Annotated in this window: 12 protein-coding genes; 6 read left to right on the top strand and 6 right to left on the bottom strand. The window is 70.4% G+C overall.

Going from position 1 to position 12,930, the window contains the following annotated elements:
- Nucleotides 1-64 precede the first annotated feature (64 nt).
- Nucleotides 65-721: a YigZ family protein gene (locus ABIA33_RS10450; RefSeq protein ID WP_370079642.1), complete on the bottom strand. Its 657-nt coding sequence runs from the start codon at nucleotides 719-721 to the stop codon at nucleotides 65-67.
- 151 nt (nucleotides 722-872) lie between these two features.
- Here ABIA33_RS10450 and ABIA33_RS10445 point away from each other — a divergent pair, with 151 nt between their 5' ends.
- The gene (locus ABIA33_RS10445; RefSeq protein WP_370079640.1) at nucleotides 873-2,234 is read left to right on the top strand and encodes an NAD(P)/FAD-dependent oxidoreductase; all 1,362 of its coding nucleotides are present in this window, start codon (nucleotides 873-875) and stop codon (nucleotides 2,232-2,234) included.
- On the opposite strand, the gene ABIA33_RS10440 is transcribed toward ABIA33_RS10445, so the two are convergent.
- From ABIA33_RS10440 to ribA, 4 genes are all read right to left on the bottom strand, one after another.
- Nucleotides 2,212-3,045, bottom strand: a complete 834-nt coding sequence (locus tag ABIA33_RS10440; protein ID WP_370079638.1) for a helix-turn-helix transcriptional regulator — start codon at nucleotides 3,043-3,045, stop codon at nucleotides 2,212-2,214. The genes ABIA33_RS10445 and ABIA33_RS10440 overlap by 23 nt on opposite strands.
- A 70-nt stretch (nucleotides 3,046-3,115) precedes the next feature.
- Nucleotides 3,116-3,994 (bottom strand): oxidoreductase, encoded by an 879-nt coding sequence (locus tag ABIA33_RS10435; RefSeq protein WP_370079636.1) that lies wholly within the window; start codon nucleotides 3,992-3,994, stop codon nucleotides 3,116-3,118.
- Between the two features lie 176 nt (nucleotides 3,995-4,170).
- A complete protein-coding gene (locus ABIA33_RS10430; RefSeq protein WP_370079634.1) occupies nucleotides 4,171-4,953 on the bottom strand; it encodes a dioxygenase in 783 nt (260 codons plus the stop codon).
- Between the two features lie 20 nt (nucleotides 4,954-4,973).
- Complete coding sequence (gene ribA / locus ABIA33_RS10425) at nucleotides 4,974-5,606, bottom strand: GTP cyclohydrolase II (protein ID WP_370079632.1); 633 nt, start codon at nucleotides 5,604-5,606, stop codon at nucleotides 4,974-4,976.
- Nucleotides 5,607-5,712: 106 nt separating this feature from the next.
- Between ribA and ABIA33_RS10420 the strand changes: the two genes are divergently transcribed.
- Nucleotides 5,713-6,192, top strand: a complete 480-nt coding sequence (locus tag ABIA33_RS10420; RefSeq protein ID WP_370079630.1) for a MarR family winged helix-turn-helix transcriptional regulator — start codon at nucleotides 5,713-5,715, stop codon at nucleotides 6,190-6,192.
- 129 nt (nucleotides 6,193-6,321) lie between these two features.
- Nucleotides 6,322-6,990, top strand: a complete 669-nt coding sequence (locus ABIA33_RS10415; protein WP_370079627.1) for a hypothetical protein — start codon at nucleotides 6,322-6,324, stop codon at nucleotides 6,988-6,990.
- Here the strand turns inward: ABIA33_RS10415 and ABIA33_RS10410 are convergent.
- Nucleotides 6,966-9,191, bottom strand: coding sequence for an alpha-galactosidase (locus ABIA33_RS10410; protein WP_370079625.1), 2,226 nt, complete (start codon nucleotides 9,189-9,191; stop codon nucleotides 6,966-6,968). The genes ABIA33_RS10415 and ABIA33_RS10410 overlap by 25 nt on opposite strands.
- Nucleotides 9,192-9,411: 220 nt before the next feature.
- Here ABIA33_RS10410 and ABIA33_RS10405 point away from each other — a divergent pair, with 220 nt between their 5' ends.
- The 3 genes from ABIA33_RS10405 (at nucleotide 9,412) to ABIA33_RS10395 (ending at nucleotide 12,837) form a co-directional block, all read left to right on the top strand.
- Nucleotides 9,412-10,593 (top strand): ROK family protein, encoded by a 1,182-nt coding sequence (locus ABIA33_RS10405; protein ID WP_370079623.1) that lies wholly within the window; start codon nucleotides 9,412-9,414, stop codon nucleotides 10,591-10,593.
- Nucleotides 10,594-10,705: 112 nt separating this feature from the next.
- Nucleotides 10,706-10,840, top strand: coding sequence for a hypothetical protein (locus tag ABIA33_RS10400; protein WP_370079621.1), 135 nt, complete (start codon nucleotides 10,706-10,708; stop codon nucleotides 10,838-10,840).
- Nucleotides 10,841-10,962: 122 nt separating this feature from the next.
- Entirely contained in the window at nucleotides 10,963-12,837 is a 1,875-nt protein-coding gene (locus tag ABIA33_RS10395) for a carbohydrate-binding protein (protein ID WP_370079619.1), read from the top strand.
- The last annotated feature ends 93 nt before the right edge of the window (nucleotides 12,838-12,930 follow it).

The raw sequence follows: 12,930 nt of genomic DNA, 5'->3' as shown, positions 1-12,930 counted from the left end.
GCATCCACTCTCACCCAGCCCCGGCGGGATCCGCCACCCGCCGCGGCCGGACGGGTCACCGTCATCACACCCAGGGCACGTCCATATGATCCGAGCCGACCCGCTCGACACCGGCTGTGCCAGTACTCGCCGCTGCCAGCCACTCCCGGAAGCCCGGAACGTCCGCGTCGGGGACACCCACGTCGAAGCGGACGCCCTCCGCCGTGTACTCGACCTGCCGGACGACATGTCCCGCAGCTCGCAGGTCGTTCTCCAACCGGCCCGCGCGGGTGTGGTCGGCGGTGACGGCGAGCAGAGCGACAGACCGGCGCTCCACCACGACCGCCTGGCCCAGCGCCGCCGAGACCGCGCCCCCGTACGCCCGGACCAGGCCACCCGCGCCCAGCAGCACCCCGCCGAAGTAGCGGGTCACCACGGCGACGGTGTCGGTCAGTCCGCGCCGTCGCAGGACCTCCAGCATCGGCGCGCCGGCGGTGCCCGCAGGCTCGGCGTCGTCGTTCGAGCGTTCCCGGCGCGGCTGGTCGCCGACGATGAAGGCAGTGCAGTTGTGCCGGGCGTCCCAGTACTGCTTGCGGACGGAGGCGATGAACGCCTGTGCCTGCGCCTCGTCCTCGACCCGGGCGAGGGAACAGAGGAAGCGGGACTTCTTCACCTCGGTCTCGTGCAGAAGCGGACCGCCGGAGGCGGAGAGGGTGAGATAGGGAAGCTGTTGCGCCGTCATTCCCTGCTGCTCCGTCCGTGACTGCCTTGCTGACGTCCTGCCTGGTCAGCGTATGCGCTGCGGGCTCTGCCCGGCGACCCTCCACCGGGCGGCCGGACGGTCGCGGGGAACACTCACCAGCGACCGCGCGCCGCCGCTACGCTCACCGGGCATGACGGCAGACAGGCAGAGGACGGCAGTTGTCATCGGCGGCAGCCTCGCCGGATGCTTCGCGGCACGGGCGCTGGTCGGTCAGGTCGACCGGATCGTGGTGGTGGAACGCGACCGCTGTCCCGGCCAACCGGGCTTCCGCGCGGGCACACCGCAGGGCCGTCACGCCCATCTGCTGATGGAGGGCGGACGCCGGGCCCTGCAGGACCTCCTGCCGGGCCTGCCCGACGAGTTGCTCGCGCGGGGAGCGGTCCCGGTCGCGCTGCCGGGCGGACTCCGCTGGCTCAGCGCCGCCGGATGGATGCCCCGCTTCAGCAGCGATCTGACCTTCCTCTCCTGCACCCGACCAGCGCTTGACGACGCCGTGCTCCGACGCCTGCGGAGCGAGCCCTCCGTGGAGTTCCTGGAGGGGACCGAAGTCGTCGGCCTGCTCGGCGTCGGCTCCGCCGTGTCAGGTGTTCAGGTCAGGGCCCGCGGAGTCACTGGGGCCCCGGTCGAGGACCTGCCCGCCGAACTGGTCGTCGACGCCTCGGGCCGGTCGTCCGGGATGCCGAAGTGGCTACGGACTCTCGGACTTCCCGAGGTCGCCGAGGAGCGCGTCGACGCCGGGATCGCCTATTCCAGCCGCTTGTTCCGCCGCGCCGCCGGCGCCGACCCCACCGCCCTCTACATCCAGACCAAGGCCCCGGACCACCCCCGGATGGGCGTGCTGCTCCCCGTGGAGGACGACCGATGGATCGTCAGCGTCGGCGGGATGCGCGGGGCGGAACCGGAACCGGGCGAGGCGGGATTCGACAAGCACCTCGGGCTGCTCCGTGATCCGGCCCTGCGCGACTTCCTCGACGGGGCCGAGCCCGCCGGGGAGGTGCGCGGCTTCCGCCCCGGCGCGAGCATCCGACGGCACTACGAGCGCATCGCTCCCGAGGGTCTCGTCGTTCTCGGCGACGCCGCCTGCACCTTCAACCCCGTGTACGGGCAGGGCATTTCCATCGCCGCCTTGGGAGCGGTGGCGCTTCGCGACACCCTGCGGCAGCGCGGGCTGCGCCCAGGAACCGCGCGGCAGGCCCAGTCCCGGATCGCCGCCACCGCCAAGGACGCCTGGCTGATTTCCTCCGCCGAGGACGTACGGTTCCCGAGCACGATCGGCGGCCCCTCCGGCGCCCTGGTCCGCTGGCAGCACCGCTACCTCGACCAGGTCATCAGCCGCGCCACCCGCGACGAGGCGGTCTGCGCCGCCTTCGCCGAGGTGATGGCGCTGCTGACACCGCCCACCGCCCTGTTCCACCCCAGGGTCGTCTGGCCGGTACTGCGCGGCCCCCGCCGGCACATGGAGGGCGCCGTCACATGGTCCGGGCGCCCATGACGGCCAGGAGCTTGAGCTTGTCATAGCTGTCGGTGCCGGGGGTCGCGGTGAAGATGAGCAGGGCCTGGGCCTGGTCGGGGGCGAGCAGGACCTGGCAGTGCAGGTGCAGCTCTCCGAGCTCGGGGTGGATGAGCGCCTTGCGGTCGTCGTGCTGGAAGCCGACCTCGTGCTGGTCCCACAGCTGGGCGAACTCCGGGCTGGCAGCCTGGAGTTGCCGGACCAGGGCAGTGCTGCGCGGGCTCTGGGCGCTGCGGACGTGAGCCGTGCGCAGCTGGGAGACGAAGATGCGGCCGTGCAGGTCGTGGTCGGCCTCGGGGTAGAGGGACCGGGAGCGAAGGTCGGTGAACCAGCGGTAGATCATGCTTCGGGCCGGGCCGGTGAAGCGGGTCTGGTCGCCGAGCAGCGCCGTGGCCGGGCGGGTCTGGGCGAGGGTTTCGGCGAGGTCCGTGACGACCTGGGCGGGAGTGTCCTCGAGACGGTCCAGGACGCGCATCATGGCGGGACTGACGTGGTCGGTGCGGGTGAGGCGGCCCGGCGTCGGGTGGCCGGCCAGGCGGAACAGGTGGTCGCGTTCGTCCAGGGACAGGCGCAAGCCGCGAGCAAGCGCTGCGGTCATCTGTTCGGATGGTTGCGGGCCACGTTCCTGTTCGAGGCGGACGTAGTAGTCCACCGACATGCCGGTCAGCGCGGCGACGTCCTCGCGGCGCAGGCCCGGGGTACGGCGGCGCGGGCCCTTGACCAGTCCGACGTCCTCGGGTTGCAGCGCCTCGCGTCGGCGGCGCAGGAAGTCGGCCAGTTGGGATCGGTCCACATCTCCATTATTCCGCCGGTGCAGGTGTGACCCGGGCACGGTGTGTCCTGTCGTGGGCGTGGCAGCCCGGTCAGCGCGGATACCGAGCACCCGTCATCTCTTCGGACAGATCCCACAGGCGGCGGGCGACGGCGGTGTCGCTGTCGCGCGCGGTGCGCTTCTCGACGCGCGGACGTTCCCCGCTGCGGCCGCCGGGCCCGACGTAGGAGTCGCCCGGCAGGTCCTGGGTGGCGGCGTACAGCGTGGGCAGCGCGCCGAACTCGGGCTGCTTCTGGCCGATGAAGCGGTACCCGATGCGGGTGAAGACGGCCTGCAGGCCGCCGACGTGCCGGTCGAGCGGGGTGGCGGCCACCCCTGGGTGGGCGCTCAGGGCACGCACGGGGCTTCCCGCCTCGGTGAGGCGGCGTTGCAGTTCGAGGGTGAACAGCAGGTTGGCGAGCTTGGACTGCCCGTAGGCGCGCATGGGCTTGTAGCGGCGGTGCTCCCAGTTCAGGTCGTCCAGGTCGATGCGCCCGATCCGGGCCAGCCCCGAGGACACGGTCACGATCCGGTCGCTGATGTGCGGCAGCAGCAGGGTGGTGAGCGCGAAGTGGCCCAGGTGGTTGGTGCCGATGTGCAGCTCGAAGCCGTCGGCGGTTCGGCCCTGCGGCACGGCCATGATCCCGGCATTGTTGACCAGGATGTCCAAGGTCCCGGACCAGGTGTCGGCGAAGGCCCGTACCGAGGCCAGGTCGCCCAGGTCCAGCGCGCGCACCTCGGTGTCACCGGCGATGGCGCCGGCGACCGTCTTCCCCTTCGCCGGGTCACGTACGGCCAGTACCACTCGCGCCCCGGCTCGGGCGAGCTCGCGGGCGGTGAACGCGCCGAGCCCGCTGGAGGCTCCGGTCACCACCGCGGTGCGTCCGGCCAGGTCGGGAAGCGGGGCGGGAGTCCATGTCTCGGTAGCCATGATCTGGTCCTTCACGGTTGACCCTGCGGCATCTGTCACAGCCACTATCGCCACACCTCGCGCGGAGCGGGAGAGGAGCGTCTATCCATGGCATCGCCGTACATGGAAAGGCGACGTGGCAGGGAAAGGCGACGTGGCAGGGAAGGGCGACGTGGCAGGGACTTGCGACCTGCCGATCAGCCGAACTGGATCGAGCGCTTGGCCAGGCCCATCCAGAAGCCGTCGATCACGCTGCGCTGCGAGGACAGCTCCTCGTGCGCCGCACCGAGCGTGACGAACAGCGGAGCGAAGTGCTCGGTACGCGGGTGGGCCAGCCGTCCGGCCGGGGCCTTGCGCTCGAAGTCCAGCAGCGCGTCCAGGTCCTGCGCCTCCAGGGCGTGCCTGCCCCAGTCGTCGAACTCGGACATGATCGAGTGCACCGTGCCGTCCGTGTTCAGCGCCCGCAGGTTGTGTGTGAAGAAGCCGCTGCCGATGATCAGCACGCCCTCGTCGCGGAGCGGAGCGAGCCTGCGGCCGATCTCCAGCAGCCGCTGCGGGTCCAGCGTGGGCATGGAGACCTGCAGCACCGGTACGTCCGCGTCAGGGAACATCTCCACGAGCGGCACGTAGGCGCCGTGGTCCAGGCCGCGGTCCGGGATGTCCTGGACCGGGGTGCCAGGGGCGCGCAGCAGCTTGCGGACGGTCTCGGCCAGCGCGGGCGCGCCGGGGGCGGCGTAGGTGACCTCGTAGTAGTGCTGCGGGAAGCCCCAGAAGTCGTAGACCAGCGGGGTGGTCGTGGTCGCGCCCAGGGCCAGCGGAGCCTCCTCCCAGTGGGCCGAGACCACCAGGATGGCCTTGGGCCGGGGCAGGTCGGCCGACCAGGCGGCCAACTGGCCGGGCCAGATCGGGTCGTCGGCGAGCGGCGGCGCGCCGTGGCTCAGGTAGAGGGCCGGCATGCGCTCCGGGGCCGCGGTCGTCATCGGGTCGGTTCCTTTCCGGATCAGCCGGCCAGCGTGGCGAGCTGGATGGTGTGGTTGGTGTGCTCGACCTTGGCGCGCAGGTAGCGCAGGTTGGAGTCGGTGACGTGCGCCCCGGTGGGGACGTGTTCGGCGACGTCGATGCCGAGGGCGGTGAGCTGGTCGGCCTTGTCCGGGTTGTTGGACAGCAGGTCCAGTGTGTCCACACCGAGCGCGGCCAGCATCTGTGCGGCTGCGCTGTAGTCCCGGCCGTCCTCGGGAAGGCCCAGGGCGGCGTTCGCCTGGTAGGTGTCCAGGCCCTGGTCCTGCAGCGCGTAGGCGTCCAGCTTGTTGTAGAGGCCGATTCCCCGGCCCTCCTGGCGCAGGTAGAGCAGGTATCCGCCGGTCTCGGCGATGCGCTCGACGGCCTCACGCAGCTGCGGACCGCAGTCGCAGCGAGCCGATCCGAAGACGTCGCCGGTCAGGCACTCGGAGTGCAGCCGCACCAGCGGGGCCGACGCCGCCGCGGGGTCGCCGAGCACGACGGCGATGTGCTCCGCGCCGTCGACCAGGCCGTGGAAGGTGACCAGCTCGGCGTCCACGGAGTAGCCGTCGCCGAAGCGCAGCGGAACTCGGACGCGGGTGCGCACGGTGGCGGCGGGGAGGTTCTGCGACATCTTCTTGGTACTCCGTTCGATCCGCTTTGGTTCGAATTTGAACCAGCTGAACGGGATCGACGCTACACCACGATTCAAATTTGAACAACGGCGTTATGCTACGAGCATGACCGCTGAACCCAGATGGCTGGACGACCAGGAGAAGGCTGCCTGGACGGCCTTTCTGACCGCCAGCAACCTCGTGACCCGAAAGCTCGAACAGCAGCTCAAGGACGAGGCGGGACTGTCGCACACCCAGTACGAGGTGCTGGTCCAGCTCTCTGCCACCGAGGGCCGCGCGCTGCGGATGACCGAGCTGGCCGACCGGCTGGTCACCTCCAAGAGCGGGCTGACCTACCAGATCACCCAGCTCGAGCGGGCCGGCCTGGTCACCCGGCGCTCCTGTCCCAGCGACGTCCGCGGGGTCTTCGCCGAGCTGACCGACGAGGGCATGGACGTGCTGCGGCGGGCGGCACCGGGTCACGTCCAGGCCGTCCGCGAGGCTCTGATCGACGTCCTCACCGCCGAGCAGCGCGACCACCTCGCCCAGGGACTCGGCGAGGTCAGCCGTCGGCTCCGGGGAACCACGCCGATCGACCCGGCATAAGACCGGTCGGAAAGGCCCGAGGCCGGGAGAAGCGCGGGAGGCGTACGTCACAGACATTCCCTTTTGAACTACTACTTGGCTTACGGTCGAAGTGTCCGATTCAGCCAGTTCTGTTCAGGAGCCCCCGCCATGGCCGCCAAGCCCAAGTCCGCCGAGCGCAAGGCGCGCATCGCCGCCCAGCAGGCAGCTGAGCGTGCCCGCGAGCGCCGCAACAAGCTGCTGCTCCGCAGCGGTGTCGCGGTGGCCGCGCTCGCGGTGGTCGGCGGCATCGTCACGGTCGCGGTCAACAGCAACCACTCCTCCACGTCGGCCTCCGGCACCGCCCGGTGGAGCGCCCCCGCCGACGCCGCCGGCGCGGTCAAGGCCGCGGGCCTGCCGATGCTCGCCGCCGAGGGCACCGCCGAGCACATCCACGCCCACCTCGACGTCTACGTCGACGGCAAGCAGGTCACCGTCCCCGCTCTGGTCGGCATCGACGAGTCCGCGAACCAGCTCTCCCCCCTGCACACCCACGACACCACGGGCGTGGTCCACATCGAGTCGCCCACGGTCAAGAGCTACTCGCTCGGCCAGTTCATGAAGGAATGGCAGGTCACGCTGAGCGGCACCCAGCTCGGCGACGCCAAGACCGACGCGACCCACACCCTCACCGCGTACGTCGACGGCAAGAAGGTCACCGGCGACCCCGCCTCGATCGTCCTCGGTGCCCACGACGAGATAGCGCTGGTCTACGGGACCGCCTCCGAGAACGCCACGGTCTCGGTGCCCACCAGCTACGCCTGGACCAACGGACTCTGAGCCGCCGGGGGCAGCCGCCGCACCTCGATGAGCATGGCCTGCTCCGGGTCGAGCGTCGGCATCGGCAGCCCCGCCAGGGTGAGGACCGCGCCCGGCAGATCGACCCAGCCGTCCAGGGCGCGACAGGTCCACGCAGGACCGGTCGTCTGGTGGAACGAAGGCAGGCCCAGTTCGGTACGGACCCGGACCCGGTACGCGGCGTCCGGGGCGAGGCCCGGTAGGCGTATCCGGCCCGACTGGCCCTCGGCAGAGGTGGTCAGGCGGGTCCAGCAGAACAGGGCGGCCGCCCCGTCCTGGGCGACCACGCCGTGCAGCAGTGTCGCCTCGCCGTCCAGGTCCGCCCGGACCACCCGCCCGGTGTGCAGCAGCGGGCGGAACTCCCGGTAGAGCGCGGCCCACGCGGTCAGGCGCGCGAGTTCCTCCGGCGTGCAGCGGGTGAGGTCCTGTTCGATGCCCGCGTGTCCGAACAGGGCGGTGGTGAGGCGGAAGCTGTCGGACCCGGGGCGGCCTGTGGTGTGGCTGGGCGAGGGTCCGACGTGCGTGCCGACGAGTTCGGGGGGCAGCAGCTGGCCGGTCCAGCGCTGGATCGACTGGCGCTCCAGGGCGTCGTTGCAGTCGGAGGGCCAGACCCGGTCGGTCCGCGACAGGATTCCGAGGTCGATCCGGCCGCCGCCGCTGGCGCAGGATTCGATCTCCAGTCCCGGGTGTCGTTCCTTCAAGGTGTCGATCAGCCGGTACACCGCGACCACCTGGGCGTGTCCGCCCGGCCGGTCCACGCCGCCCGGCCCGCGCTGCACCGCTTCATGCAGCTCACGGTTGTGGTCCCACTTCAGGAAGTCGATCGCGTACTGCCCGACCAGGGCGTCGAGGCGGGCCAGCAGGTGCTGCCAGGCGTCCTCGTTCCCCAGGTCCAGCACGTACTGGTGGCGGGCGCTCGGGCCGAGCCCCTGCGACGGGCCGAGGATCCACTCGGGGTGGCTGCGGGCCAGCTCGGAGTCGGGATTGACCATCTCCGGCTCGACCCACAGCCCGAACTCCATGCCGAGCGACCGCACATGGTCGACCAGAGGGGACAGGCCGTCGGGCCACACCTTTTCGTCCACCGTCCAGTCGCCCAGTCCGGCGGTGTCGTCGCGGCGCCCGACGAACCAGCCGTCGTCCAGGACGAAGCGCTCCACGCCGACGTCGGCGGCCCGGTCGGCGAGCTGTCGCAGACGGTCGAAGCCGTGGTCGAAGTAGACGGCCTCCCAGCTGTTGAGGATCAGCGGGCACGGACCGGCCGGGTGGGACGGACGAGACCGCAGCAGGGTGTGGAAACGGTCGGCAAGTCCGTCCAGGCCGTGCCGGGACCAGGCGAAGTAGCAGACCGGCGTGCGATACGACTCCCCCGGGCCGAGCCGAACCTCACCGGCCCGCAGCAACTCGCCGCCGCCCAGAACGGCGGCGTGCGTTCCGGCGCCCTCCGGCAGGCGCTCCACTGCATACCGCTGGTCACCGCTCCAGCCGACGTGCAGCCCCCACAACTCGCCGTCCCGGAAGCCGAATCCCGGCACACCGACCGCGAGCAGATACGGCGAGTCCACCCCCGGCTTGCCCCGCCGAACCTCCCGGCTGTACGTGCCGAAGCCCAACGGCCGGCGCTGCGGCGACCGTTCGCGGCTCCACTTCCCGGTGAAGTCCAGCACCTCGGCGGCCCGTTCGGGCAACGGCAGCAGTGTCTGGAGGCCCGCGAGATCGTACGGCGCCGCGCCAGTCGTGCCGGGCCGACTGGTGACCTGGGTCTGCACGCCCAACACGCCCGACGGTTCCAGGCGAAAGGTCATGGCGATATCGAGCTCCGCGACGCTGTCGCGGAGCTCGACGACCAGTTCCCCGCCGCCCTCGGACAGTTCGCGGTGGTCGACGCCTGTGGTGGCGAGCCGCGGGGTGGTCGCGGTGCCCGCCCGGTGCCCCTGCTGGGCGGGGGTTCCGGACCAACCGTCCGCCTCGGTCGGCCAGATGGTGAACCGGCGCGGCGTGTCGAGGGAGTTGTGCAGCACGGCCGCCTCGGCGGTCAGACTCAGCGCGGCGTGGTCCGCGTCCGAGAGAGCGCCGAGGTCCGCGCCCCAGTGGAGGACCCGGGGCACCGGCTCGGTGAGTTCCACGACGAGGGCGGCGCCGGCCGCGCGCAGGGAGACGATCCGCGCGGGGATGGTGGGCATCAACTGAGTCCTTTCCACAGGTCCGGTGCCTGGACGCGGGTGCTGCCTCGCGTTCCGCTAGCGCCACAGGAGCAAGGAGCAGCCAAGCGCGCCTTTGATTGGCTGTCAATAGCCCGATCTTGTCTTGGCTTTGCAGATCCAGCGTCGTTTTCTCAGGATCTTCAAAAGGATCATGCTTCTTTCATTGACAGCGGAAAAGAACGACCCTAGGTTTCCGGCCATGCCCTCGGCCTCTGCTCACGAGGCGGTCCTGGCGACGACGCCGGCCGCTTCCCTGGTCTTCACGACCGTGCTCTCCCACGGCCCTCTCACCCGGGCCGAGATAGCGCGGCGGACCAGGCTGTCCGCGGCCGCGGTGACCAAAGCCGTGCGCCCGCTGATGGAGCTCGGCTACGTGGTCGAAGACCCGAACGAGGGTGCGCGGTCTGCTCTCGGGCGTCCGGCCAATCCCGTGCGGGTGGACGGGGGCAGGGCGTTCTTCATCGGGGTCAAGGTCACCGGCGACGAGATCATCGCCGTCCTGGCCGATCTGTGCTGCCGCGTCCGGGTCGCCCGGCACCTCGGACTGACGAACCGCGAGCCGGAGGCAGTGCTTCCCGCGATCACCGCGCTGGTGCAGGAACTCCTCACGGAGGCCGACGGATTCGGTGCGCCGGTGCGGGGTCTGGGAGTCGCTGTCTCGGGTGATGTCGACCGCGCGGACGGCGTGGTGCGTTACTCGCCCTTCCTGGAGTGGCGGGACCTGCCGCTGGCCGAGATCATCGGGACCGCCACCGGACTGCCGGTCACGGTCGACAACGACGTACGGGCGCTCACCGTCGCCGAGCAGTGGTTTGGAGCTGGAGTGGGACTCTCCAACTTCGCCCTGGTGACTGTGGGCGCCGGCGTCGGCTGTGGCCTGGTGGTGCACGGCCGGGTGGTGTCCGGAGCGTACGGGGTGGCCGGCGAGATCGGACATCTGTCCATCGACCCGCTCGGTCCGCGCTGCCACTGCGGCAACAACGGATGCGTCGAGGCCATCGCGGCGGATCCCGCCATCCTGCGGGGAGTCCGCGAGGTCACCGGCAAGCCCGTGGCCACCGTAGCCGAAGCGCTGGACCTGGCCCGCAGTGGCGACCCCGGGGCACGGGAGGTCTACGCGCGGGCCGGCCAGGCCATCGGGAAGGCCATCGGTTCGGTGGTCAACCTCTTCGGTCCGCAGCGAGTGATCATCTCGGGCGAGGGGCTCGCCGCCTACGACCTGTTCGCCGAGGGTATCCGCGACGCTTTCGCCGCGTCCGCCTTCGGCACCGCCGTGCAGTGCGACGTGATGACACGTCCACTGCCTTTCGAGGAGTGGGCGCGCGGGGCCGCGGCCACCGCGATCCAGTCCTTCATCGGATCAGACACGTACGAGGAGTAGCAATGACGCCGCAGAGCCGCACCCGTCAGACCCTCTCAGATCCTCAGTACAGAACGGTGCTCCAAGGGCTGTTCGGCATCGGGGCCGCCGCTCGGCGGCGACGCCACAGTACGTGACCAACCCCGACCTGATCGCGGCCGACGCCCTCATGACCGCGGTCCCCGCGTTGCCGAACTACTCCGCGCTCCAGCGCCAGTTCATCAGCGGCCCCACCATCGGCCCCACCATCGGCCCGGGCAAGGGCTGAGCCGCCGACCTGAACGCCTCCGACGGTCGCCCCCGGCGACCGACCGTCGGCGTCCGGAACGCACGTGCCCTGCCCGGTTCCCCTGCCTAATCCCCATGACCCCACCACTGGAGGTTCGACCCATGCGGTCATCCTCGTACTCCCCCCTGTCCGGAATCCCGGCCGGCGCCTGGCGCCGCACCGCAAGAGCCATGCTGGCCCTGGCCGTCACGGCCGGCTTCGCCACCGCCGTCAGCGGCTCCACCCAGGCGAACGCCGACCCCACCGCGTCCACAACCGCCCCCTCCACCGCTCCCGCCGCCCCGGCGAACGCCACCTCGGCCATCGCCGCCACGCCCTACATGGGCTGGTCCAGCTGGAGCATGCAGTCCTCCTCGTACCCGGGCCTCAACCCGAACGGCAGCTACAGCTACCTCACCGAGGCGCAGGTAGTGAAGCAGACGGATGCCCTCGCCTCCAAGCTGAAGCAGTACGGCTACAACTACGTCAACATCGATGCCGGTTGGTGGCGCGACAACTCCTGGAAGCCGGGGTACGACCAGTACGGCAGGCAGGCGGCCGACCCGACCCGCTTCCCCGACGGGATGAAGTCGGTCGCCGACTACATCCACTCCAAGGGTCTCAAGGCCGGCATCTACCTGCCCGTCGGCCTGGAGAAGGAGGCCTACGGCGGCGGCAAGGTGCCGATCTGGAACGCCCCCGGCTGCACCACTGCCGACATCGTCTACCCGGACCTGCGCACCACCAACGGCTGGGACAGCTCCTACAAGGTGAACTTCGGCAACCCCTGCGCGCAGAAGTACATCGACTCGCAGGCGCAGATGCTCGCCGGCTGGGGCTACGACTTCCTCAAGCTGGACGGCGTGGGCCCGGGCTCGTTCAAGTCCGGTGACAACTACAACAACGTCCCCGACGTGGCCGCTTGGCACCAGGCCATCGCCGCCACCGGGCGCCCCATCCACTTCGAGCTGTCGTGGTCGCTCGACATCGCGCACGCCGCCGACTGGCAGGAGTACTCCAACGGCTGGCGCATCGAGACCGACGTCGAGTGCTACTGCAGCACGCTGGTCACCTGGAACAACTCGGTGAAGGGGCGCTGGAACGACGCGCCCGCGTGGAGCAACAAGGCAGGCCCGGGTGGTTGGAACGACCTCGACTCGCTCGATGTCGGCAACGGGCAGATGGACGGGCTCAGCAACGCCGAGCGTCAGAGCTACATGACCCTGTGGGCCATCAACAAGTCGCCGCTCTTCACCGGTGACGACCTCACCAAGCTGGACAGCTACGGCGTCTCCCTGCTGACCAACCAGGAAGTCATCGCCGTCGACCAGAACAACTCGCCGGTGGCGCGCCCGGTCACCCCGGTCGGCGACCAGCAGGTCTGGGGAACCAGGAAGGCTGACGGCAGCTACACCGTAGCCCTGTTCAACCTTGCCGACTCGCCGGCCTCGGTGACCGCCGACTGGGCGTCCTTCGGCTTCAAGGGCAGTGCCTCCGTGCGCGACCTGTGGAACAAGCGGGACCTCGGGTCCTACCAGGACAAGATCACCGAGGCTCTGCCCGCGCACGGTTCGCGGCTGTTCACCATCAAGCCCGGTGGAAGCCAGCTGGCCACCACGAGCTACGAGGCCGAGTCCCTGAGTAACACGCTGAGTGGCGGCGCCTCCATCGTCGGCTGCGCCGCCTGCTCGGACAATCTGAAGGTCGGCAACCTCTACCTCGGCGGCAAGCTGCAGTTCAACGACATCACGGTGAAGAAGGACGGGATCTACACCGTCAAGGTCGCCTACATCAGCGGCGACCCCCGCCCGGTGACGGTCTACTCCAACAGCGGTAACGGCACCAGCCTGCCGTTCCCGTCCACCGGCGACTGGAACACGGTCGACACCGTCAGCATCCAGTTGGCCCTGAAGGCGGGCTCCAACACCATCACCTTCGACAGCGGCAGCGGATACGCACCCGACATCGACAAGATCGACGTACCGCTCTCCGTCTGACGTGCGCCGCGGGGCCCGGCGACACCACCCGGGCCCCGCGCGCAACCGGCGTTCCCACCCTTGCCGTTCGCTAGGGCTTGTCTGACAGGCCCT

Origin of the sequence: Streptacidiphilus sp. MAP12-16 (genome assembly GCF_041262165.1) — a bacterium.
GTDB lineage: Bacteria > Actinomycetota > Actinomycetes > Streptomycetales > Streptomycetaceae > Streptacidiphilus.
This window is presented reverse-complemented; position numbering and strand designations above follow the sequence as displayed.

What these genes read in the sequence shown, in the direction of transcription:
- ABIA33_RS10410 (WP_370079625.1), bottom strand. Translation starts at nt 9,191, where the DNA reads ATGCCCACCATCCCCGCGCGGATCGTCTCCCTGCGCGCGGCCGGCGCC.
- ABIA33_RS10450 (WP_370079642.1), bottom strand. Translation starts at nt 721, where the DNA reads ATGACGGCGCAACAGCTTCCCTATCTCACCCTCTCCGCCTCCGGCGGT.
- ABIA33_RS10445 (WP_370079640.1), top strand. Translation starts at nt 873, where the DNA reads ATGACGGCAGACAGGCAGAGGACGGCAGTTGTCATCGGCGGCAGCCTC.
- ABIA33_RS10415 (WP_370079627.1), top strand. Translation starts at nt 6,322, where the DNA reads ATGGCCGCCAAGCCCAAGTCCGCCGAGCGCAAGGCGCGCATCGCCGCC.
- ABIA33_RS10405 (WP_370079623.1), top strand. Translation starts at nt 9,412, where the DNA reads ATGCCCTCGGCCTCTGCTCACGAGGCGGTCCTGGCGACGACGCCGGCC.
- ABIA33_RS10435 (WP_370079636.1), bottom strand. Translation starts at nt 3,994, where the DNA reads ATGGCTACCGAGACATGGACTCCCGCCCCGCTTCCCGACCTGGCCGGA.
- ribA (WP_370079632.1), bottom strand. Translation starts at nt 5,606, where the DNA reads ATGTCGCAGAACCTCCCCGCCGCCACCGTGCGCACCCGCGTCCGAGTT.
- ABIA33_RS10395 (WP_370079619.1), top strand. Translation starts at nt 10,963, where the DNA reads ATGCGGTCATCCTCGTACTCCCCCCTGTCCGGAATCCCGGCCGGCGCC.
- ABIA33_RS10420 (WP_370079630.1), top strand. Translation starts at nt 5,713, where the DNA reads ATGACCGCTGAACCCAGATGGCTGGACGACCAGGAGAAGGCTGCCTGG.
- ABIA33_RS10430 (WP_370079634.1), bottom strand. Translation starts at nt 4,953, where the DNA reads ATGACGACCGCGGCCCCGGAGCGCATGCCGGCCCTCTACCTGAGCCAC.